Below are 21,906 nucleotides of genomic sequence, written 5' to 3' on the forward strand. Positions count from 1 at the left end.
ATTAGCAGATTAAATTGTCAGGAGGAAGTGCCGTGAAGTTTCATGAATGGTTTGCAGCATCGCTGGTCGTCCTAGTAGGCAGTGTCGCATTTTTATCATTATTTTCATATACCGGTTCACTTGCATACGAAACGTTTTGGCAGGATGAACGGCTTGAACGGGAAACTCAGATTGCCGGTGTCGATGTAAGTGAAATGAGTGAGGATGAAGCAGTAACAGCTGTTCAGGCTGAACTGGATCAGTGGGAGAACCAGGCAACGGTTTCTCTTGTCTGGTATGACGAAAAACGGACATTATCCAATGAGACGTTTTCCTTTGATGTGGACGAATCTGTCGAGCGGATGTTTGCAGGTGAAGGCCGGACAGAAGGACTGAGCGTCAGCGTAAATGAGCAGGACATCCGTGAGCACCTGTCAGAATTCTCATTTACTGATAACCCTGACGACCGCATTGATGTGGAAACACTCACAGCAGAGCTTGAGGAACGTGTTTCCCAGCTGCCTGTAGAAGATCTTGAAAAGAATGTTCATTTATACCTCTATGCCGAAGAACAGCCGGAGGAAACGATCGTGGCTTCGACTCAGCGTCAGCTTCCTGCGGATCAGCAGGGGATCGCGGGAACCATTGGCACAGTTGAAATACCGCCAGGAGCAGCGTTCTCCATGCTGGACGTGCTGGATGAAAACGGTCCCGGAACCGAATCCTCCGATGAGCTGGCTGTGATCGCATCAGTTGTATACGAAACACTCCTGCACAGTAATTTTGAAATACTGGAGCGCTCCCAGCGCTATGAACTGCTGGATGAAGTACCGCTTGGGTTTGATGCAGCAGTTGTACCCGGACAGAGGGACCTGGTTTTCCGCAATCCGAATGCAGACACGTATGAACTTGAGATCAATGAGCAGAACGGGTCAGTTGAAGCTTCCCTCTACGGACTTCCTTTCCCATATGACATCCGTGTGAGCGTTGAAGAAATGGCGGAAATTGAACCGAAAACCAAGGTGCGGTTTTCAAGCAGCCGTGCAGAAGGGGACCGCGAAGTGATCAGCGAGGGTCATCCGGGCTATCACATCCGTACAGTCCGTCACATTTCTCTTCAAAATGTCCAGGATACAGAGGAACGGGAAGAGGTTGTATCCGAAGACTACTACCCGCCTGAAAATCGATTGGAAGAGTGGAGTATTGAAGAACGGTATAAAGAAGAAGAGGAGCCTGAAGAAGAGTGGCAGGATCCAAACGGAGACACAGATCCTGATGGTCAGAACGGGTGGGATCCAAACGGAAACGGTCAGGATCCAGACGATTGGGATCCTAACGGCGGTACAGACCCTGATGAACATAACGGCTGGGATCCGAATGGAGACTGGCAGGACGATAATGGCGGCCAGTGGCAGGATGGCAGTGAAAATGACTGGCAAAACGGCGAAAATGGCTCTTCTGGTCAGGATCAGAACGGCAGCGGTTGGCAGCCGGGAGACAGCCCGGGCAGCGATAACGGAGGAACAGCGCCGGGACAGGACGAGGAATCTGACTTTACCCAGCCGGGAACTGGCGGTAATGGTGAAAATGGAACCGGACCTGGTGATTCAGGCACCACTGGACAGGGTGGAGACGGTCCTGGCACAGGCACCGGCGGACTGGCCCCACCTGCTGGGGATGACGAAGAAGACGAAGAAGAAGAACTGCCGATAAAAGGACATTAAATTAGGCTGTATTCGAACAGATTGTTGCTATTGACCACTTTATAATTGAGCGAAAGGCGGTGACTCCAGCGGCGAGCGTCTGCTTCACGAATAAGCTGCGAGTTGCTTCGACGCAGATCGCTTCGGAGGGTGTGCTGGCAGAGGAAGAAGCAGGATTTTTTTCGAGGCTGAAGCGATGCACGCGGAAAGCGTCCGCCTGCAGCGTCTTGAAACAACAATCTTTCCGAAAAAAGCTTTAATTTAAATGATTTTTACAGCTGGAGACAAACAGAGTGAAATCACGGCACCGCAGACTTGATGATTTACTGGTCGAAGCACAGGTTATTACAGAGCAGCAGGTTGGAATACTCTACAGTTACAGTGATTAAACCATAATGGGAGAGGTATTCATCATCGATGAATACCTCTTCTTTTTATTAAGATAATGGCTGATCGTTAAATACACTTTCCTGATGAGGGAGTAATGGCTCAAGTTCATTGGCAGGTACAGATTTTATCACGGATGTCCAGTTAAAAATGATTAATCAACAATGTCTTATATAATCTAGTTGCACTTCCCCACATGCGCCCCGGTCAGACATTTATTTTCAAAATCTCCCAAGTTTCGGTTTCTCTCGACGTTGAAAGGTTCTATAATAGAAGATAAGCAGTTTAGCAGAGTGGCAGCGGTGCGGCCACACCTATTGATAAGTGAATAAGAGAGCTGGTGATCGGTTGGAGATCGTAGTGATGTTCTACATGGTTTTATTCGGTTTGATTATGGGCTCTTTCTATAATGTAGTCGGTATGAGGCTGCCGAAAGGAGAGTCTGCCGTCTCTCCCGGTTCCAAGTGCCCGAAGTGCGGGCACAGGCTCAAGGCAGGGGAACTTGTACCGGTACTGTCGTACATATTTTTACGGGGCCGCTGCAAAAGCTGCGGCGAGCGGGTAAGTCCACTGTATCCGGTAATGGAACTGATCACAGGCGGACTGTTTCTCCTCAGCTACATCCAGTTTGGGTGGAGCGCAGAGTTTCTTGTAAGCCTTCTGTTCGTATCCCTTCTCGTCATTATTACGGTCAGTGACCTGACATCATTTCTGATATTAAACAAGGTGCTCGTGTTCTTTTTTGTGCCCCTTTTGTTTCTCAGACTGACGTTTGCAGCACCGGACCCGTGGTGGCTTTCGATTGCGGGGATGCTTACCGGCTTCGGAATTCTGTTTATTATCGCATTTCTGTCAAAAGGCGGTATGGGCGGCGGCGATGTGAAGCTTTATGCCGTAATCGGGGTTGTCCTCGGGTTTCCGATCGTCGTAGTGAGTATTTTCATTGCCTCCCTGATTGGTGCAATTGCCGGTCTTGCAGGGATGTTCTTCTTCGGAAAAACGAGAAAAAGCCTGATTCCCTTCGGTCCCTCAATCGCAGCAGGCTCCCTGATCGTTTACTTTTACGGGGCTGAAATGTGGATGTGGTACAGCAGTCTCTTTTAAGGGCTGCTTCGAAGCATAGACGGTTGGCAGTGGTTGAGGCGCAGAGCCGGTTAAAAGGTATCCGGTTACCAGCGGAGAAATCAAAAAAAACGGCATTGTTTATTTGCCCGGCACGGTTTTTACTGGTGTATACAGTTCATTTAAGGTGAGGAGATAAGATGGGTATTGGGAGAAGACAGGTGATGACGGCGATTACGATTAAAGATCATGCGATCCGCTATGTGCGGGGGCGTAATACGTCGATGGAGGATGTGGCTGATTTTGGCGAGCGGTATCTTCCGAAGGGTGTGATTGAAAACGGGCGGATTCTGGAATGGGATACGCTGGTCACGATTCTTGAGGAGTGTGTGGAGGAGTGGCAGCTGAAGAAGCAGAAGGTGGTTTTTACGATTCCGGACTCGCTTGTGGTGGTGCGGGAGCATTCTGTTCCTCTTGAGGTGAAGGATGAGGAGACGACGGGGCATTTGTATATGGAGCTCGGCAAGGAGCTGCATCTTCCGTTTGAGGAGCCGGCGTTTGACTGGGAGGAAGTGTCTGCTGATGACCGGCAGAGACATCTACTGATTGTGGCTGCGCCTGAGGAGGCGGTGGCGGAGTATGCGAAGCTTCTTGAGACGGTGAAGCTGAAGCCGGTGGCAGCGGATGTGTCGCCCCTTGCGTTTTACCGTTTTTACCATGATGCCCGTTATCAGGAGCCGAATGAACATCTACTTGTGATGCAGTGTTATCCGAGTCATGTTCTTCTGACGGTATTCAACGGTGAAACGCCGGTTGTTACGCGTCATTTGAATTGGGCAACCGAAGGTCATCAGTGGGACGTGGAGCCGGTTGACGGTGAGCTGACCTATGAGTGGAAGGGCAGCGAGGCTGAGGTGATGCAGGCGTGGGAGGATATTCTTTTTGATGTGAGAAAACTCAGAAACTATTACGGATCATCCTATCATCAGGGGGAGAAGGATCTTACGAAAGTGAGTATCGACGGGGATCATCCGTTTCTCTCTTATTTTGAAGAAGACTGCCGGTCGAAGTTTGATATTCCGGTTCAGCGGTATGATTCTGCTAAATTACGTGTGTCGAATTCCGATATCAGTATTCCTGAACGTTTTCATGAAACGGTAGGACTGTTGCTGAAAAAAGAGGTGTAGTCGCAAATGCCAGTTGAAATTAACTTACTTTCGAAACGTGAAAAGAAGGATAAGAGGGTCATGTATGTGCTGGGCGGTTTTGCGGCCCTGTGCGCTGCGGCTCTGATCGGGGCCGGTCTTTGGGGTGCTGCTCTGGATAGGGAAACGGCAGCTCTTGAGGAAGAAAGAATGGACCGACAGATTGAGGCTGCGGAAATCCGGGGTGATATTAATGAGCTTTCAGATGAGGATCAGATGAAGCTTGCGGAAATGATTACCGAGATGAACCAGAAAGTAATGCCGGGCAGTGCGGTGCTTCATGAAATGGTGAGGCTCATGCCTCCTGAAGGGTATTTTGTGGAATATGAATATAATTTTCCGTTTGATGTCTACATAGAAGTAGCGTTCTACGAGATGCCGGATGTGGCTTACTACCATCGTGCACTGGAAGACTCGGGGATGGTTTCACAGGTGACGCTGCACGAAGTGACCGGAGAGGATATGATTCCGGAAGAGGATGAGCAGGAGGAAACGGAGCAGGGTTTCGGCTTTCAGAGTCAGCCTGCCATGTCTGATACGGCTTACCTTCCCCACTATGTAGCGGCAATGACGGTGACGCTTGATCCGCTTGGCGTAAAAGCATTTCAGGAGGAGCTAGAAGAGGAAGGCATTGAGGGAACGGAGCCTGCTCCGCCGGCAGAAGACGAAGAAAATGGAATCGAAGAAGACGATGCGGACATTGATGTGGATATCGACCTGGATCTTGATCTGGATATTGATACAGACGGAGAAGGAGATTTCCAGTTCGATGAAGAAGAGAATACAGACATGCCTGATGGGGAAGATGAGTCCGAAACGGATCTGGATATTGATGCGGATATCGACGAAGATATCGATGAAGAAATGAATAACGAACAGAACGGAGGCGATGAATAATGGGTCATTCAACACGTCTCCTGCCGTTCACACTGGCAGCATCATTTGTACTTTTTGCCGTACTCGCAGCAGCATATATGTTCTACGTACAGCCTAAGCAGACAGAGAGGGAAACCATGGCAGCGGATATTGAAGAAGAAGAACAGCAGATTGCCCATCTGCGTGTGGAGCGTACGGAATTGCAGGAACAGCGGGACAGCCATACCTCCTCGTCCACCCCGCTTCAGCGGGAGCTCCCGGTCGTTTCATTGACCGATCAGTTCCTTTTGGACATTAACATGAGTGAGGAGATTGCCGGTGTACGTGTGATGAATCTGTCGATGGAAAGTTCGGCACCGGTGTACGAAGTGCTTGGCGGAGGGATCACAACGGATTCAGGGGCAGACGGTGATGTGCCGGATCCGGCAGAAGCGAACATCGTTGAAGAGGAAACGGATGATACAGACACCCGCGATCCTGAGGACGGGGACTCTGATGAGCCTCTTGAGGAAGGATCTGTGACAAAAGAAGAAGAGCGTGACTTCGTTGACGGTGAATGGCGCGGAGCCGAATACGACGGCATGTATAAGCAGACAGCAACAATGGATGTCCGCGTGGATACGTACGATCACCTGATCCGGTTTTTAGCTGAGCTTGATCAGATGACACGAATCATGAACATTGAAACCATTTATTTTACAAAAGACGAGGATGCTGACAGTGATACAGAAGACCGGATGATTATTGACGGTGAGGACCTGCTTGATTTTCAGGTGGTTGTGTCTTCCTACTACTATCCTGCTCTTGCAGATCTGAAAGAAGAAGCGCCGAGAGCTGATTATCCGATTTACGAGGACAGAGACCAGCCGTTTCTTGATTAAGAAATGATTATACGCAGTCCTGAAAAAATACTGATCAGGAGCTCCGTTTGACGTACTCTCCTAAAGAAATGGCTGTGTTAGGGCTTGAAGTAGATGTTTCTAAATTTGATTGCAGCGAATGCGCGACACTCCAGCGGGAAAAGCACCGACGGAAGACCCCGCAGGGACGAGCGTTTACTTCGTGAATTCGCTTCGGAGCGGTTCTGGCAGAGGAAGAAGCACGGTACTTCTTTGCTGGCTGCAGTGGTGCCCGCGGAAAGGGAGCGTAGTGAGCGGAAATTAGCAACAACCTTTAAAGGTGCCAAAAAATAAACAGAAGGATGCCGCCATCAGGAAAATGCCAGTTCTATCACCCGGTGCAAGTTAATAGAGTTAAGTATAACGATCACGGTGAAAGGAGTTTGGGCGTGGTGGATAAAAAAAATGTCATTACGATCCGGATGAATGGGGAAAAGAAACTGATCTTCCGTGAAGACGACACAGACAGCGTCCAGTCCGAGACAGCGGCATCCAAAGAAGAAAAAGATGAACCTGAGGTTTTTCACTGGGTTATGGCAGCAGAAGAGCCCCACGGAGGGAAGAAAACGGCCGATCAGGGAAATATCGTTGATTTCGGCAGGCACCATAAAGAAAAATCACTACTGAGAAAGCCTTTCTGGGATGACGGAAACAGGGACACGAGTCCAAAGCTTCCGCCGGTAAAGCGGAAAAAGAACCGTCCGTCCAGAAGAACATTCACCTTCCCCGATTTCCAGCTCCCTGGCCGGATGCTCGCTGTCATCATGTCGGCCATTATCGTTGGGACAGGCTTCGGCTTGATGATGTATACCCTGTTTACAACGAGTGAATCCGACTATGCCAGTTCCGCATCCCCGCCGGCCGCGGAAGCGGCAGGAGGAGCTGAGGCAGCCGCACAGCAGGTGACAGCGGTTGTGCCGGCGGGATCGGTGACGGACGAGACGTTTACGGGAGGCATTCCGAGCCTCACCGTTCATGTGGTGCAGGGAGGCGCTTTTTCTACTGCTGAAAAAGGAAACGAAGCCGTTCGAAGCATGAGGGCAGAAGGTTATCCTGCGGTGCTTACCGAAAGCTCCGATCCGCGCTTCCTGTTTATCGGTATTGCACCGAACAAAGGAACCGGGGATGAGCTGGCGTCGGTTTATACAAATGCCGGTTACGATACGTATACGAAAGTGTACAGTGTGGCAGGAAAAGATTCACCAGTAGCAGAGGATACAGCCGCTTATCTGTATGCCGGTACACAGCTGATGGACGAGCTGCTCGGATACGGGGCGGCATTGACGCTTGACAGTTCCGGAGTATCGGCTGGTGACTTGAACGCGCTGGCGGATGAGTGGTATACGTGGAAAGCCCAGCTCGATCATCTCAGTGAAGAATCATCGGCCGTGCAGGAAGCAGCTGCGCTTTGGACAGCGAAGACCGGCGAAGCTGTTGAACAGCTCCAGCACGATGATGTAACTGGATGGGACCTGCAGCACCGGCTCCTTGAAAGTGTGCTGCTTTATGAAGGACTTGTGAATAAATTGAATTAAGGATTGGCGATGTGAGCAGCAGCCTGCGATGGCGGCTGCTTCTATTTTTGCACGCATGCAATGGGCTTTTCTTCACTGATCGGGAAAAAGAGCCGAGCCTCCAGCCATACTATCTATTAATACAAACCTTCACCTTACAAAATCCCGCTTTTTTTTATACAATAAGGAAAGATGGTTACGAAGACAAGGAAGGATGACGCGGAAATGGTACAGAATATAAGAGTGGAACGGGATCTGATGGGGGAGAAGGAAATTCCGGCGGATGCCTATTACGGTATTCAGACAGTCCGGGCTAAAGAGAATTTTCCGATTACCGGATACCCGCCGCACGGGGAGCTGATCCGTGCTTTTGGTCACGTGAAAAAAGCTGCAGCAAGGGCGAACCGGGAAGTGGGCGTTCTTAACCCACGTATTGCCGAGGCGATTATCCAGGCATCGGAAGAAGTGATCGAAGGGAAGCTCAACGAACAGTTTATTGTGGACAGCATTCAGGGCGGTGCCGGTACGTCGTTTAATATGAACGCAAATGAAGTGATTGCCAACCGGGCGATTGAAATTCTCGGCGGGAAAAAAGGCGAATACATGATGGTAAGCCCGAATACGCACGTGAACATGGCTCAGTCTACGAACGATGCGTTTCCTACAGCGATACATATTGCCTGTCTTCATCTCTCTCGGGGCCTGATTACAGCCCTCAATGATCTGATTGAGACACTGAAGAAAAAGGAAATGGAGTTTGATACCGTCATCAAAATGGGGCGGACCCACCTGCAGGATGCCGTACCGATCCGTCTTGGGCAGGAGTTTGGCTCCTACCGCAGGGTGCTTTCACGGGATCTGAAACGTGTTCAGAGCTCGGTGGATATTCTCTATGAGATCAACATGGGTGCAACGGCTGTCGGTACAGGCCTGAATGCGATGCCCGATTACATTACGAAGGTGACGGAATACCTCTCGGAAGATACGAATATGCCGTTTCACAGTGCAGAGGATCTTGTGGATGCAACACAGAATACGGATGCCTACACGCAGTTGTCAGGGGCTATGAAAATTCTCGCGATCAACATGTCCAAAATTGCAAATGACCTCCGGATGATGAGTTCGGGGCCGCGCACAGGTTTTAATGAAATTAATCTGCCGCCGCGTCAGGCAGGGTCGTCGATCATGCCGGGCAAAGTAAACCCGGTCATGTGCGAGGTCGTGAATCAGATTTCATTTCAGGTAATTGGAAACGACCATACGATCAGCCTTGCCTCTGAGGCAGGACAGCTGGAACTGAACGTGATGGAGCCAGTGCTTGTCTTTAACCTCCTTCAGTCGTTTTCGATTATGCAGAACGGCATTACCGTGTTTCGTGACTTCGCCGTGGACGGCATCACAGCCAATGTCGAGCGATGCCGTGAAATGGTTGAAACAAGTGTCGGGATTATCACAGCCATCAATCCCCATGTAGGCTATGAAACGGCAGCAAGAATTGCGAAGGAAGCCATCAGTACCGGCATGAGTGTCCGGGAGATCTGCATTGAACGAGGTATTCTCACAAAAGAAGAGCTCGACCGGATTCTCGACCCGAAAGAAATGACGAGACCGGGAATTGCCGCATCCGAACTTCTTTTCGGGGAAGAGTAGGAAAAAGGACAATCTGATCAGGTTCCGCTTTCAGCGTAGGAATTCATCATCTTTTTTCAAGGCTGTTTTCGGTAAGAATGCTGTTTTTTACGCTGCAGGTGGTCGCTTTCCGTGGGCATCGCTTCAGCCTCCTCGGGAAAATCCCCCTGCGGGGTCTTCAGCCAATGCTATTCCCGCTGGAGTCGCCACCATCCGCTCCAAAATTAATTTGGTCAAAAGCAGCAATCTATCCGAACAAAGTTTTTTTTCAAAGCGTATCGGGGGCAGGAGAATTGTATGACAATTTTTCCTGCCTGTTTTTAAAAAATAATCAGGTCTATGGCTTTCTGGTTCTGTGGTAAGATAAAATTACCTCTAACACCTGAGCCGGCTGACCGGTCAGGGGGATCCGCAATGACACGATTGATTCTTGCCTCACAATCACCTCGCAGGAAGGAACTCCTCGAACAGGCACACGTACCCTTCCAGACTATTTCCAGTGATATAGAAGAATGGACAGACCCGGCACTAAGCCCGGGAGAACTTGTAGTTTCCCTTGCAGAACAAAAGGCCGAAGCTGTGTTTCGTAAGCACCCGGAAAACATTGTCCTCGGTTCCGATACTGTTGTGGCCATCGGCAGTGAGGTGCTTGGAAAGCCGGCTGATGGAGATGACGCCCGAAGTATGCTGCGAAAGCTGTCCGGCACCTCTCACAGCGTCTATACCGGTGTAGCAGTGATTGCCGACGGAAAAAGGGAAACCTTTTATGAAAAATCTGATGTGTATTTTTACCCGCTTACAGATGAAGAGATCGATGCGTACATCCGAAGCGGTGAGCCGTTTGACAAGGCGGGAAGCTACGGCATTCAAGGCCTCGGCGCCGTCCTCGTTGAACGGATTTCAGGAGACTATTTCGCCATTGTCGGACTGCCCCTGGCAAGAACAGTCCGGGTGTTAAAGGAATTTGGCGTGAACTGGCAGGCGTAGAACGACTAAGACTGTCATCACTGTTTCGCAGGCCGGTCACCAGAAGAAGGTGACTGTTGTGACTGAAATGATGATCCGGGATGTGCCTAAGAGTGAGCGGCCGAGGGAGCGGATGCTTCAGGAAGGACCGTCCTCACTTACAAACCAGGAACTGGTGGCACTCATCCTAGGCTCAGGTACGAGAGACGAATCGGTGCTCTCTCTTTCGGGAAGAGTGATCCGTCATTTCGATGGGCTTAGGCTTTTAAAGGATGCCTCGATTAAGGAATTTCAGGATATTCACGGGATCGGGGATGCGAAGGCAGTCCAGCTGAAGGCGGCTATTGAACTCGGCAGGAGAATTCACAAGTTCCCTACCGAAGAGCGTTACGCCATCCGCTCTCCTGAGGATGTGGCTAATTTTGTGATGGACGATATGCGCCACCTGATGCAGGAACATTTCGTGTGTCTGTATCTGAACACCAAAAACCAGGTGATCTATAAGCAGACCGTCTTTATCGGTTCCCTCAACGCCTCGATCGTTCACCCGAGGGAAGTGTTTAAGGAAGCCTTCCGTTATTCGGCCGCTTCGATCGTGTGCCTTCACAATCATCCGAGCGGCGATGCAGCTCCCAGCCGGGAGGATATCGATGTCACGAAGCGCCTGGTGGAATGCGGCAGTGTGCTCGGCATTGAAATCCTCGACCACGTGATTATCGGCGATCAGCAGTTTGTTTCTCTTAAGGAAAAAGGATATGTATAACTGACCAGAGCACCGGTATTCCCTTCTCAGCGGATTGCCGGTGTTGTGCCGTCAGGAACATTGAGGAAATCCGGAACATTCTGCATAAAAAAGCGTCAATACATTCTGAAAACCTTGAATTCTCACCCTCCAAACTGTCTCTCCTTTCACTGGTAAAGCGGAACGGTACATGTTACATTGACACTGGGTTGTAAGGACTATGTGAGGAATTTTACAACTCGCTGTGAAAATGCTACTCATCTGAATGAAATTTGAGTATAATTAACGGTGTGAGTTTTGGTATAATAGAACTTTGGCAGGCAGGTATGATAAGATTCGATGATGAAATTTTCAGACAAATGATGCTGCCAAAGGCCATGTTTCCAATTATGAATCCAACACGTAAACGGATATAAAAAGCAAGACGGTGATCTTTTAAAAACGAAGGGAGAATACATAGATGTTTGGTGGTTTTTCGAAAGACCTTGGTATTGATTTGGGGACAGCTAATACGCTCGTATATGTTAAAGGAAAAGGGGTTATCGTCAGGGAGCCTTCTGTAGTGGCGACACGCTCCGATTCCGGTACGATTGAAGCTGTCGGAAACGACGCAAAAAACATGATCGGACGTACGCCGGGAAATATTGTGGCAATCAGGCCGATGAAAGACGGCGTCATTGCAGACTTTGACACGACTGCAACGATGATGAAGTACTTTATTAGACAGGCCCTTCGTCACCGTTCTATTTTCACCCGCAAACCAAACGTGATGGTATGCGTGCCCTCGGGAATTACAGCGGTTGAAAAAAGAGCAGTGGAAGACGCCACAAAACAGGCAGGTGCCCGCGAAGCCTATACGATTGAAGAGCCGTTTGCGGCTGCGATCGGTGCAGACCTTCCTGTCTGGGAACCGACAGGAAGCATGATCGTGGATATCGGCGGAGGAACGACAGAAGTGGCGATTATTTCCCTCGGTGGGATTGTCACGAGCCAGTCGATCCGGATTGCCGGTGACGAGATGGATGATGATATTGTTCAATATGTAAAGAAAACATACAATCTGATGATTGGTGAACGGACTGCCGAAGCAATTAAATTTGAGATCGGTTCAGCTGGAAAGCTGGAAGACGTGGAAGATATGGAAATCCGCGGACGGGATCTTGTGAGCGGACTTCCAAAGACGATCTCCATTACAGCAGAAGAGATTTCAGGAGCCCTCGAGGACACAGTTGCAAGCATTATCCAGGCTGTAAAGGATACTCTGGAGCAGAGCCCGCCGGAGCTTGCTGCGGATATTATGGACCGTGGTATTGTCATGACAGGCGGAGGCGCCCTTCTACGCAATCTTGATAAAGTACTCAGCGAAGAGACAAGCATGCCGGTACTTGTAGCAGAAGAACCGCTCGACTGTGTGGCAATCGGAACCGGCCGTGCACTGGAAAATCTTCATCTGTTCCGCTCGAAAGCCGGTATTACTGTCAGATCAAATCGGAAAGGGTAAGTAGGTGTGCTGAATGGCCCCCATTTTTTCAAACAAGAGACTTATCGTACTGCTTGTCTGCATCATTGTACTGGTGGCACTGATTGGCTACTCCATGAGTGAACGGCGGGATATGTCCCTGCCGGAGCAGCTGCTTCATGACAGTGTCGGCTTTGTCCAGTCAGCCTTCTCAAGACCCGCTCATCTTGCAGCGGGTTTCTTTGAGACCGTCAATGATATGCGGACAGTGTACGAAGAAAACAAAGTGTTAAAATCTCATCTCGATGATTATGCTTCCCTTCAGGTTGAACTCTCCGAACTCAGGAGAACCAATGAAGAACTTGAAGCGTCTCTGGGACTACAGGATTCAGAGGCACTGAATGCCTCGTCTCTGCGGCCTGCAAGGATGATCAGCCGTTCCCCTGACCGCTGGACAGAGTATATCGGGATTGATAAAGGTGCCCGTCACGGAATCGAGGAGGACATGGCTGTGATCACCTCAAAAGGGTTGATCGGAAAAGTCCGGGACGTCAGCCAGCTCACGTCAACTGTGCAGCTGCTGTCCGATCAGGACCGGACAAACCGGATCTCGGCTTTCGTGGACGGCGACGATTCGGTATACGGTTTTATTGAAGGCATCAGTGACGAAACAGGCTACCTTCAGTTTATGAAAATCGATATTGATGCAGAAATTGAAGAAGGCATGACTGTTGTCACGTCCGGTCTTGGAGGGGTGTTCCCAAGCGGTCTTGTGATCGGAGAGATCGTGGCTCATGAAACGGACGAATTCGGTCTGACCCAGCAGGCATACGTGGAGCCTTCGGCAGACTTTAATCATCTTAATCATGTAATGGTTGTCGAACGTCAGGCACCGGGGCTGGAGCCTGAGATTGACCCGGAAAACGAGGATGACTGATGCTGGTCCGCTACTCGGTTTTCATCGTCCTTTTTCTGCTTTTTATACTCGAAGGAACCATCTATCAGATTTTTGCCCCGGATCTCCACGGTTTTAATTATACGCTTGTCCCTCGGTGGGTACTCGGTGTCATTGTTTTTGCCGGCATCCTTCAGGGCAGGGGAATCGGCTTGTCCTACGCCATCGGATTCGGGATTATGTATGACATTATTTATGCACCGCTTCTCGGTGTATACAGCTTCGGAATGGCCCTTGTGGTTTATCTAATGTCCGTGCCGGTTCCGTCTGTACAGAAGAACATGGGTATGACCATTCTGCTGGCCCTTTTGGCTATTACAGGTTTCGAGTATTTTATTTACGGAATTTATTCCCTTATGGGCCTTGCGTCAATGCCTCATGATCAGTTTTTTTACTACAGACTTCTGCCTACGTTTGTCTTTAACGGCCTGCTCTTCATTGCTGCCGGCTACTTTATCAGGAAGTGGCTTCTGCTTGTGAACAGACGAAGAGATGAGATTATCTGATTTAGACAAAAGGCTTCTCTGAGTGCCGGTCCATATGGCCGGTGTGTGTAGAGGAGTGTATTCTATAATGGTGCATCAGCGCTTTTTCCAGGGCTGCTCATGGAGTTCCCCAATTTATTCGTATCAGAGGTGAGAAGGATGGCTCAAAAACAAGTGAAACAGCAAAACGTGATCATCAAAGGAACGAAGGATGGTCTAACGTTTGTGCTGAACGATCAATGCGCCTTTGATGAAATTCTGGAGGAGTTGTCCGATAAACTCTCGGAACGTCCGCAGCCCCAGGAATCCGATTCAAATGTGGTTCGTATTAAACTCGTAACCGGAAAACGCTACCTGGAGGAAAACCAGACCGAATTGCTGCAGAAGGTGTTTAATGAACACATACAGGCAGTGATTGATACCATTGATACTGATGTGATTACAAAAGAGCAGGCTGAGGAAATGCGGCTTGATAATCAGATTACCCGCCTCGCCAGAGTAATCCGGTCGGGACAGGTAATCGAAGTCAGAGGCGATCTTCTTGTGATCGGAGACGTGAACCCCGGGGGCACGATTAAAGCAACCGGGAACATTTACGTATTAGGTGCACTCCGGGGCATTGCACATGCAGGAATTAACGGAAATAAAGAGTCGGTGATCTGTGCGGGACTGATGAATCCTTCCCAGCTTCGGATTGCAGATGTAATCCGCCGTCCGCCGGAATCAGAAGACCGGATGAGGGAACAGGAAATGGAATGCGCGTTCGTAAACGGGGAAGATGAGATGGTACTGGACCGGATCAGCAAAGCTGGTGTCGTGCGACCGGGAATCACAGATGAACCGGGGATGTAACACCATACCAGCATGAAAAATTGACAGTTCCGCTTGATCATTTCATGATAAAATAACAGAGACACATATGATCAATGCTTGATGAAAGGGGAGACGCAACGTGGGAGAGGCTATCGTCATTACTTCCGGAAAAGGCGGTGTCGGAAAAACAACAACGACCGCCAATATTGGTACAGCCCTTGCGCTTAATGGAAAACGGGTTTGTATGATTGATACAGATATCGGTCTTAGAAACCTGGATGTTGTAATGGGACTCGAAAACCGGATCATTTACGATCTCGTCGATGTTGTCAAAGGAGACTGCAAGCTTCATCAGGCGCTGATTAAAGACAAGCGTTTTGACAGCCTGTCACTTCTTCCTGCCGCTCAGTCCAAGGATAAATCCGCAGTTAAGCCATCCCAGATGAAAAAGCTGGTCGATGAACTGAAACAGGATTACGATTATGTTCTCATCGACTGCCCTGCCGGAATTGAACAGGGTTATAAAAACGCTGTTGCCGGTGCCGACCAGGCGATCGTGGTCACCACACCGGAGAAATCATCTGTACGGGATGCAGACCGGATTATCGGACTTCTGGAAAAGGAAAATCATGTATCCCCGCCGCGTCTCGTAGTGAACCGGATACGTCCGCAAATGCTTAAAAACGGCGATGCCATTGAAGTGGATGAAATCGTTGCGGTTCTCGCAGTTGACCTTCTCGGCATTGTCGCTGATGATGATGATGTGATTAAAGCATCCAACGAAGGCCAGCCGATTGCTCTGGATCCCAAAAGCCGTGCTTCAATTGCCTATCGTAATATTGCCCGCCGGATCAACGGAGAGTCTGTACCCCTGCTGAATCTTGAAGAAGAAAAAGGCATGTTTAAAAAGATGAAGAAATTCTTTGGCATGCGAGCATAGGTAACAGGCATACGTTTCTGATAAAAAGCATGTGGATTTCTGTAATGGAAATGGCATGCTTTTTCTGTATTTACCGTTAAACCTTTTATTCAGGAAGAAAAATCGGCCGGCCGTATCTTTTTCAGGATAGATTTCGTTTAAAAAGTGAGAGGCTCAAAAAGGAGTGGGTGCAGATGAATAAAAAGCAGGTCGAATGGGAGAGTTCCGGAACTATGTCCGAAGAAGAGCTTGGAAGGCTGATGAGGCAGGCCGGTGTATACGGTCAAATGATCAGCCAGAATAAGTGGGACGGGGAGGACCTTGCCCAGGAAGCTGTTCTGAAGGCGTGGAGCCGATACCCTGCCGGGAAAATCAGTCTTGCCCTCGTAAATCGGATCGCCAAAAATGCTTGGGTGGATACAGTCAGACAAAAGAAGTATGACCTGCCTGGTGCATTACCCGAGACTGCTGCAAGGGAGGAAGCCGGCACGGCAGGTGAACTGATTGAAGAACTGACCGGACGTCTCACTCCGAAACAGACCCTTATTTTCCTTCTTGCCGAGGCTTTTGCCTTTAAAAACAAGGAAACAGCCCGTGTGACGGGTTTAACCGAAACGGCGGTAAAGGCACTAAGGCTGAGAGGCGCGGGCAGGCTGAAGTGCAGTCAGGTGCAGAAGCACATAGCGCTATGGCCTTCAGAGCTGGAGGAAGAAGCCGTTCCTCTGTTTACCGAAGCGGTAAGAACCGGTGATCCTCATATAATGGCACCGGTAATCAGAAAAGTGTTTCGTACTGAACCGACGCTGTCACTGTCTGCACGAGTTCATCTTCTTTCCCCAAACCCTGGAGGCAGCCTCTCAAACGCTGCATAACAGGAGGATGAAAAGGCATGCATACCATACCTTATGTGATTGAACAGACGAACAGAGGAGAGCGTTCCTACGATATTTACTCACGGCTTTTGAAAGACCGGATTGTCATGGTGAGTGACGAAGTCAATGATCATATGGCGAATACGATCGTGGCCCAGTTACTGTTTTTGGCAGCAGATGACCCGGAAAAAGACATCTCACTCTACATTAACAGCCCAGGCGGTTCTGTAACTGCCGGTTTTGCCATTTACGATACGATGCAGCATATCAAGCCCGATATTACGACCATCTGCACCGGTATGGCGGCTTCGTTTGGTGCCATGCTGCTTCTTGCGGGTACCAAAGGCAAACGCTACGCGCTGCCAAACAGTGAAATCATGATTCATCAGCCCCTCGGCGGTGCCAGAGGCCAGGCTACCGATCTAGAGATTTCCGCCCGCAGAATTCTAAAGCTCAGGGAAAAGCTCAATCAGATCATTTCGGATAAAACCGGTCAGCCGTTGAAAAAAGTTGCTGCTGACACAGACCGGGATTACTTTATGACGGCAGAGGAAGCTAAGGAGTACGGGATTATTGATAACGTGCTGTATAAGGGATAAAGAGGCCGGTCACTTCTTTGAGGTAGTAGCATTTGAAGATTGATTTCAGAAACGAAGAAACGGCTCCCCCATGAGGGCCGTTTTTTTAATATCGGTTGGGTTGTTAGTTCGAGTCTTTTTTTAAGTTCGGACAAATTGAAATGGGGTATTGGCGTTATGTCCGAAGTTCTGGAGAGTCGGGATATAACGCCTTTCCAAGTTTAAGTTATGTCCTGACATTAGGAAAGGTAATAATCCCGAGCATGCCGAGACGGCTATGCTTGATTTTTTCATGCCTCATTCTCTTATTACCGTCCTTTATCACTTTTTAAACAACGCAAAAAGGCTGCAGCACCATCTCCAGCGTATGTTTCTATGGAGCCCGCATTTTGAAAATGAAGTGTTTCTGCTTACTGGGCATGTTCAGAAGTCAAAGAGATCAGTGACATTCCTGAAGAAATGATAGGGTTTACGCTCCCGGCGCACGACTACGCAGTGACCGCCTGTACTAATCGGACGGTCGGTGAGGGGTACAAGGAGGTCCATGAGTGGATTGCCTGCCAGGAGCGTAGCTGGAACCGTAATGCCTGTTCCATCGAATGTTATTTTAACCGTGAGTCAGAGGATGGCAAGGTGGAAATCTATGTTCCCCTGAAAAGAACGGAGAATCAGGTGTAGTATATTGCATAATGAGTGGAGCCGTATTTAACCCAGCGCTTAACCGGCTTTTTTGAAGGCTTTTCGGCCTGATATTTTGTGTTTTGAATGAGTTTCAGGTGGAGGTCCTGTTTGGACTTCTTTTTCATCAGCTATCACCTTCTTTCACAGGCTTATCGTGTTACTACGAGTCTATGTCCCCTTTTTTAAACCATGCCCCCAAAATCGATTCAGACCATATGAGTGAAAAAGCAGGAAAAACCAATGCTTCAGACAAATTATATATAGTAATGGAAGGAGTGATCAGATGGATATTGTCGGCAGCTATGTTGAAATAGAGGGAGACAAAACACCATACTCCCTGATCAGGCAGGATGGCGGAGCAGATACATTGGCGGTGATCCTACCTGGAGCCGGGTATACCACTCAGGCACCGCTTCTGTACTACACGACAGGTATTTTTTATAACAAAGGCTATGATGTGCTCCATGTGAATTACAGCTATGATAAAGAAAAGCTGGCAGCCCTCACAGAGGAAGGATTTACAGGAACGGTCCGTGCTGTTATTGACAGGGTACTGGAGAAGAAAAACTACCGCTCTCATATTCTTACAGCGAAATCAGTCGGAACCATTGCCCTGGTGAGGCTGCTCGAGGAGGAGAGGTTCAGACAGGCTAAATCACTCTGGCTGACGCCCCTTCTTCAGAGAGATGATGTTTTCAACTGCCTTGCCGGCATCAAGCATGAATCCCTTGTTATTCTGGGAGATCAGGATCCTTGCTTCCGTCGTGAGCGGTTTGATGAGCTGGAACGAAATCGTCTTCTGGAACTCTCGTTAATTAAAGATGCCAACCACAGTCTTGAAATTGAGGGGAATGTACACGAATCGATGGATGTGCTCAAAAGTGTGATCAGTGTGGTAAGCCGGTTTCAGGTTTAATGCAAGAAGGTGGCGCTGGAGTGCCAGCAAAGCTCCGCGCTGCCGGAGTAACTTTTATTGATCTGTCACGGAATGTTCAATATTGTGATATGTTTCACAAGTGAATGTGAGGTATACTAAGAGTGTAAAGAAGTTAGTGAGCACTGACTGGACAAGCTAATGTGAAATGTTGAGCAAAGTAAGGGTGCAAGATTGAAAGAATGGAAGGAATGTTTCTCTTATGAGAAACAAAATGAGTAAGCTGCTTTTATTTTAAGTTATTATGTGAAGTGTTGAGCAAAAACTAGTAACGTATTTTAAAGGAGGAATGTTCACATGTTTATGAACTTTTTGAGAGAGAGTCGCATTGCTGCCGGGATTTTGACTGTACTACGGATATATATCGGCTGGCTCTGGCTTTCAGCAGGCTGGGGCAAAGTAACCGGGGAATTTAACGCAGGCGGTTACCTGAACGGGGTCGTGGCAAATGCTGATGTTGCAGCCCAGTATCCGACCTACCACGCGTTTATTGAAAGTTTCGCTCTGCCGAATGCTGAAGTGTTCAGTTTTCTTGTCGCATGGGGTGAGGTGCTGGTCGGACTCGGTTTGATCGTTGGTGTTCTTACCACCTCCGCTGCCTTCTTTGGTATCGTGATGAACTTCGCTTTCCTTTTTGCAGGCACCATTTCAAGCAACCCGTGGATGGTCCTTTTCACCATCTTTATCCTGGCTGCTGGGGCGAATGCAGGACGCTACGGAGGCGACCGCTGGGTGGTACCTTACATCCGGGAGCAGCTGTTCGGCCGGTTCCGCACTAAAAAAGAACAGACTTTTAACAAGCCCGCCACAGTTTCATAATATAGAGCAGATCCCGGGAACCTGGAAGCCTCCCGGGGTTCTGTATGTTTGATAGCAAAAAAGTCCAGCTTGCACATGGAGAGCAGGCCGGATTTTTTCTGTTTTACTGACGGATCCATTTAAGGATTTCTTTAGGTGTTGCATTTTTACCATAAAGAAGAATTCCGGTTTTGAAAATCTTTCCGGCAATCTTCATAATAATCCAGATGGATACAGCCATCACAGCGAGAGCAAGGATGATTTCAATCCACGGCCACTGATCGAGTAGACTCAACCTTAGAATCAGAATGGCAGGAGAGGTGATTGGAATGAAGGACGTCACCTGTGCAAGCGTACCAGACGGGTCTGAGAGTACTGGTCCGATGAGAACAAACGGGAGAAACGGCAGCATCATGATGATTCCCTGGAAGTTGCTGGACGCATTCACGTCTTCCGCTGTCGCGCCGAGACTTACGAAGATGGCGGCAAACATAAGATAACCGGCGATGGCGATGACCAGAAGCAGAATGAGTTCAGGGACAAACAGGTAGTTAAAGACCGGGATATCCGTCTGCCACTGGACGAGAGGCAGGGCGACGGCGGCCCAGAAGAGAACCTGAACGATTCCGAGTACAAAGTAGCCGATTATTTTCCCCTGCATCAGGTCACCAGGTGTAACAGAGGAGAGCACCATTTCAGATACTTTCTCTTTTTTCTCCTGGGAAGCGCTCTGGAAAATCATCATACCCGTAAACATGATTGCAAACAGGATTGCTCCGGCAAAAAGACCAGGTACAAGTCGTTCCATCGGATCAGCCGCAGCTGTTTCTCCGGCTGCTGCATCCGTATCGGCTTCGGGTGCGGCAGCAGTTACAGGGGTCAGCCCGGCACCGCCTGCTGCCGCTTCGGCGTCACTCCCCGAGAGGCCGAAATTCTCCAGCTGAAGCTGGCGGAGGGGCTGCTCAAGGGCGTTAAAACGGAAAGCGGTCATGTCGTTTAGATCCTCACTGAGGTAAACAGGAAACATTCCTTCCTCCACGTTTTCATCCGTAAGCCGAATGACGACCGTCTCCGATGAACCTTCCAGTTCACTGAATACCTCTTCTTCGCTTTCAAAAGAGGCGCTGGTACTGACAGTCATATTATTCTGGTCAATCGCACCTGCCGCCTGATCCCAGACGCCGGTCCGGTCGTCCACAAGAACCGTAAGCATCTCGTCTGACGGGTCAGAGGTAAACATAGCCGGAACGGTAAAAAAGAAAACAAAAATAGCAGGGGTGAGCAACAGGGAGATAAAGTACGATTTGTTCATCATATTCCGCTTCATTTCCCACTTGGCGACTTTCATACTATTTCTCAATCAGATCAGCCTCCTTCTCACCGAGTCTGTCGGTTGCGATTCCAATGAAAATCTCATGAAGACTGATCCGGTCAATAGAGAGTTCCTGAATATCAAGATCCACCGGCAGCTCGCTGAGCCAGGTCGGGACATGTGTGTCTCTGTCGAGATGAAGAACGGAAACACCTTCATCCACCTCAGCACGCTGCACGCCGGAAAGCTGCTCCAGCCGTTTTCGCACATTCGTGCCGCGGATCGTACATTTGAAATTGGCATACTCGCTTTTTACATCATCAAGTGTTCCGTAGATCACCTTTTTCCCCCGGTGAATCATATACAGACGGTCGCACAGTTCCTCAACGAGGTTCATCTGGTGGGAGGAGAGCAGAATAGCGGTTCCTTCGTCTGCCAAACTGCGGATTTCTTCTTTAAAAAGCTCCTGGCTTACCGGATCAAGACCGGAAAAGGGTTCATCTAAGATCAGAAGTTCCGGTTCATGAATAATTGACGCGATAAATTGTACTTTTTGCCCCATTCCTTTGGAAAGTTCTTCGACAGAGGTCTTTTCTTTTCCCTCGAGGTCAAATTTTTTCAGGTAGTGAAGAGCTCGTTCACGGGCTTTTTTTGCCGGGTAATCTTTCAACTCCGCAAAGTAGAGAAGAATGTCCATCACCTTCACGTTTTTATACAGGCCCCTCTCCTCGGGGAGGTAGCCGATTTTATGCCGGGGAACGGTTCCTTTATCAAAACCACGAAAATTTATACTGCCTTCATCCGGATACATAATCCCCATAATATTGCGGATCGTAGTGGATTTTCCGGCTCCGTTCGGACCAAGCACCGCCATAATCTCTCCTTTATGTACATCAAAAGAGATATCACTGATGATTTGTCTGTCTTTAAATGATTTTCCAAGATTCTCAACCCTCAAAACTCTCTCCAAAGTTCTCACCTTCCCTGTCATAATACTTCTTTTGTATTACGAATGAAAACGGTTAAGGTTCCGTTTTTTTCGAAAAACTTTTGTCCGATTTTGTTATTTACGGTAGAAAAACTTGAATAAGGGTAACATAACCTTAATCGGGTTTCTGAGGAATTATTCACAGGAAAA

Annotated in this window: 20 protein-coding genes and 1 pseudogene; 19 read left to right on the forward strand and 2 right to left on the reverse strand. The window is 48.9% G+C overall.

Going from position 1 to position 21,906, the window contains the following annotated elements:
- Window positions 1–32: 32 nt before the first annotated feature.
- From CR205_RS01635 to CR205_RS01730, 19 genes and pseudogenes are all read left to right on the forward strand, one after another.
- Window positions 33–1,703, forward strand: coding sequence for a VanW family protein (locus CR205_RS01635; RefSeq protein ID WP_110516301.1), 1,671 nt, complete (start codon window positions 33–35; stop codon window positions 1,701–1,703).
- Window positions 1,704–2,432: 729 nt separating this feature from the next.
- Window positions 2,433–3,173, forward strand: a complete 741-nt coding sequence (locus CR205_RS01640) for a prepilin peptidase (RefSeq protein ID WP_201745334.1) — start codon at window positions 2,433–2,435, stop codon at window positions 3,171–3,173.
- A gap of 158 nt (window positions 3,174–3,331) precedes the next feature.
- Window positions 3,332–4,318, forward strand: coding sequence for a type IV pilus biogenesis protein PilM (pilM, locus tag CR205_RS01645; RefSeq protein WP_110516305.1), 987 nt, complete (start codon window positions 3,332–3,334; stop codon window positions 4,316–4,318).
- A gap of 6 nt (window positions 4,319–4,324) precedes the next feature.
- Window positions 4,325–5,233, forward strand: a complete 909-nt coding sequence (locus CR205_RS01650) for a PilN domain-containing protein (protein ID WP_110516307.1) — start codon at window positions 4,325–4,327, stop codon at window positions 5,231–5,233.
- Window positions 5,233–6,093, forward strand: a complete 861-nt coding sequence (locus CR205_RS01655; protein ID WP_110516309.1) for a hypothetical protein — start codon at window positions 5,233–5,235, stop codon at window positions 6,091–6,093. The genes CR205_RS01650 and CR205_RS01655 overlap by 1 nt, the downstream gene beginning before the upstream one ends.
- Window positions 6,094–6,503: 410 nt before the next feature.
- The gene (locus CR205_RS01660) at window positions 6,504–7,646 is read left to right on the forward strand and encodes a hypothetical protein (protein ID WP_142669842.1); all 1,143 of its coding nucleotides are present in this window, start codon (window positions 6,504–6,506) and stop codon (window positions 7,644–7,646) included.
- 204 nt (window positions 7,647–7,850) lie between these two features.
- Entirely contained in the window at window positions 7,851–9,275 is a 1,425-nt protein-coding gene (gene aspA, locus CR205_RS01665; RefSeq protein ID WP_110516313.1) for an aspartate ammonia-lyase, read from the forward strand.
- Window positions 9,276–9,668: 393 nt separating this feature from the next.
- The gene (locus tag CR205_RS01670; RefSeq protein WP_110516315.1) at window positions 9,669–10,241 is read left to right on the forward strand and encodes a Maf family protein; all 573 of its coding nucleotides are present in this window, start codon (window positions 9,669–9,671) and stop codon (window positions 10,239–10,241) included.
- A gap of 67 nt (window positions 10,242–10,308) precedes the next feature.
- Window positions 10,309–10,983, forward strand: a complete 675-nt coding sequence (radC, locus tag CR205_RS01675) for a RadC family protein (RefSeq protein ID WP_236634750.1) — start codon at window positions 10,309–10,311, stop codon at window positions 10,981–10,983.
- Window positions 10,984–11,422: 439 nt separating this feature from the next.
- Window positions 11,423–12,463 (forward strand): rod shape-determining protein, encoded by a 1,041-nt coding sequence (locus CR205_RS01680; RefSeq protein ID WP_110516317.1) that lies wholly within the window; start codon window positions 11,423–11,425, stop codon window positions 12,461–12,463.
- A 13-nt stretch (window positions 12,464–12,476) separates the two neighbouring features.
- The gene (mreC, locus tag CR205_RS01685; protein WP_110516318.1) at window positions 12,477–13,358 is read left to right on the forward strand and encodes a rod shape-determining protein MreC; all 882 of its coding nucleotides are present in this window, start codon (window positions 12,477–12,479) and stop codon (window positions 13,356–13,358) included.
- On the forward strand, window positions 13,358–13,882 hold the full coding sequence (gene mreD, locus CR205_RS01690; RefSeq protein ID WP_110516320.1) for a rod shape-determining protein MreD: 525 nt from the start codon (window positions 13,358–13,360) through the stop codon (window positions 13,880–13,882). The genes mreC and mreD overlap by 1 nt, the downstream gene beginning before the upstream one ends.
- A gap of 138 nt (window positions 13,883–14,020) precedes the next feature.
- Window positions 14,021–14,713, forward strand: coding sequence for a septum site-determining protein MinC (minC, locus tag CR205_RS01695; RefSeq protein WP_110516323.1), 693 nt, complete (start codon window positions 14,021–14,023; stop codon window positions 14,711–14,713).
- Between the two features lie 100 nt (window positions 14,714–14,813).
- Window positions 14,814–15,614: a septum site-determining protein MinD gene (minD, locus tag CR205_RS01700; RefSeq protein ID WP_110516325.1), complete on the forward strand. Its 801-nt coding sequence runs from the start codon at window positions 14,814–14,816 to the stop codon at window positions 15,612–15,614.
- 173 nt (window positions 15,615–15,787) lie between these two features.
- Window positions 15,788–16,465: a sigma factor-like helix-turn-helix DNA-binding protein gene (locus CR205_RS01705; RefSeq protein ID WP_110516327.1), complete on the forward strand. Its 678-nt coding sequence runs from the start codon at window positions 15,788–15,790 to the stop codon at window positions 16,463–16,465.
- 17 nt (window positions 16,466–16,482) lie between these two features.
- Window positions 16,483–17,064: an ATP-dependent Clp endopeptidase proteolytic subunit ClpP gene (gene clpP / locus CR205_RS01710; RefSeq protein WP_110516329.1), complete on the forward strand. Its 582-nt coding sequence runs from the start codon at window positions 16,483–16,485 to the stop codon at window positions 17,062–17,064.
- A 402-nt stretch (window positions 17,065–17,466) separates the two neighbouring features.
- Window positions 17,467–17,721 (forward strand): annotated as a pseudogene (locus tag CR205_RS20830) (GyrI-like domain-containing protein); the annotation flags it as partial.
- 286 nt (window positions 17,722–18,007) lie between these two features.
- On the forward strand, window positions 18,008–18,640 hold the full coding sequence (locus CR205_RS01725; protein WP_110516335.1) for an alpha/beta hydrolase: 633 nt from the start codon (window positions 18,008–18,010) through the stop codon (window positions 18,638–18,640).
- A 315-nt stretch (window positions 18,641–18,955) separates the two neighbouring features.
- Window positions 18,956–19,477, forward strand: coding sequence for a DoxX family protein (locus tag CR205_RS01730; protein WP_110516336.1), 522 nt, complete (start codon window positions 18,956–18,958; stop codon window positions 19,475–19,477).
- A 103-nt stretch (window positions 19,478–19,580) separates the two neighbouring features.
- Here CR205_RS01730 and CR205_RS01735 read toward each other — a convergent pair whose 3' ends face one another.
- Together CR205_RS01735 and CR205_RS01740 are read right to left on the reverse strand one after the other, a co-directional pair.
- Window positions 19,581–20,816 carry an ABC transporter permease gene (locus tag CR205_RS01735; RefSeq protein WP_110516338.1) on the reverse strand — a complete coding sequence of 412 codons (1,236 nt, stop codon included), beginning with the start codon at window positions 20,814–20,816 and terminating at the stop codon, window positions 19,581–19,583.
- Window positions 20,806–21,738, reverse strand: a complete 933-nt coding sequence (locus CR205_RS01740) for an ABC transporter ATP-binding protein (protein ID WP_110516340.1) — start codon at window positions 21,736–21,738, stop codon at window positions 20,806–20,808. Before CR205_RS01740 ends, CR205_RS01735 begins: the two co-directional genes overlap by 11 nt.
- Between the last annotated feature and the right edge of the window lie 168 nt (window positions 21,739–21,906).

The organism is Alteribacter lacisalsi (genome assembly GCF_003226345.1).
Classification (GTDB): Bacteria; Bacillota; Bacilli; order Bacillales; family Salisediminibacteriaceae; genus Alteribacter; species Alteribacter lacisalsi.

Excerpts from the sequence above, each read along its gene's own strand:
- CR205_RS01640 (WP_201745334.1), top strand. The coding sequence starts at position 2,433 with ATGTTCTACATGGTTTTATTCGGTTTGATTATGGGCTCTTTCTATAAT.
- pilM (WP_110516305.1), top strand. The coding sequence starts at position 3,332 with ATGGGTATTGGGAGAAGACAGGTGATGACGGCGATTACGATTAAAGAT.
- CR205_RS01650 (WP_110516307.1), top strand. The coding sequence starts at position 4,325 with ATGCCAGTTGAAATTAACTTACTTTCGAAACGTGAAAAGAAGGATAAG.
- CR205_RS01655 (WP_110516309.1), top strand. The coding sequence starts at position 5,233 with ATGGGTCATTCAACACGTCTCCTGCCGTTCACACTGGCAGCATCATTT.
- aspA (WP_110516313.1), top strand. The coding sequence starts at position 7,851 with ATGGTACAGAATATAAGAGTGGAACGGGATCTGATGGGGGAGAAGGAA.
- CR205_RS01670 (WP_110516315.1), top strand. The coding sequence starts at position 9,669 with ATGACACGATTGATTCTTGCCTCACAATCACCTCGCAGGAAGGAACTC.
- radC (WP_236634750.1), top strand. The coding sequence starts at position 10,309 with ATGATGATCCGGGATGTGCCTAAGAGTGAGCGGCCGAGGGAGCGGATG.
- CR205_RS01680 (WP_110516317.1), top strand. The coding sequence starts at position 11,423 with ATGTTTGGTGGTTTTTCGAAAGACCTTGGTATTGATTTGGGGACAGCT.
- mreC (WP_110516318.1), top strand. The coding sequence starts at position 12,477 with ATGGCCCCCATTTTTTCAAACAAGAGACTTATCGTACTGCTTGTCTGC.
- mreD (WP_110516320.1), top strand. The coding sequence starts at position 13,358 with ATGCTGGTCCGCTACTCGGTTTTCATCGTCCTTTTTCTGCTTTTTATA.
- minC (WP_110516323.1), top strand. The coding sequence starts at position 14,021 with ATGGCTCAAAAACAAGTGAAACAGCAAAACGTGATCATCAAAGGAACG.
- CR205_RS01705 (WP_110516327.1), top strand. The coding sequence starts at position 15,788 with ATGAATAAAAAGCAGGTCGAATGGGAGAGTTCCGGAACTATGTCCGAA.
- clpP (WP_110516329.1), top strand. The coding sequence starts at position 16,483 with ATGCATACCATACCTTATGTGATTGAACAGACGAACAGAGGAGAGCGT.
- CR205_RS01725 (WP_110516335.1), top strand. The coding sequence starts at position 18,008 with ATGGATATTGTCGGCAGCTATGTTGAAATAGAGGGAGACAAAACACCA.
- CR205_RS01730 (WP_110516336.1), top strand. The coding sequence starts at position 18,956 with ATGTTTATGAACTTTTTGAGAGAGAGTCGCATTGCTGCCGGGATTTTG.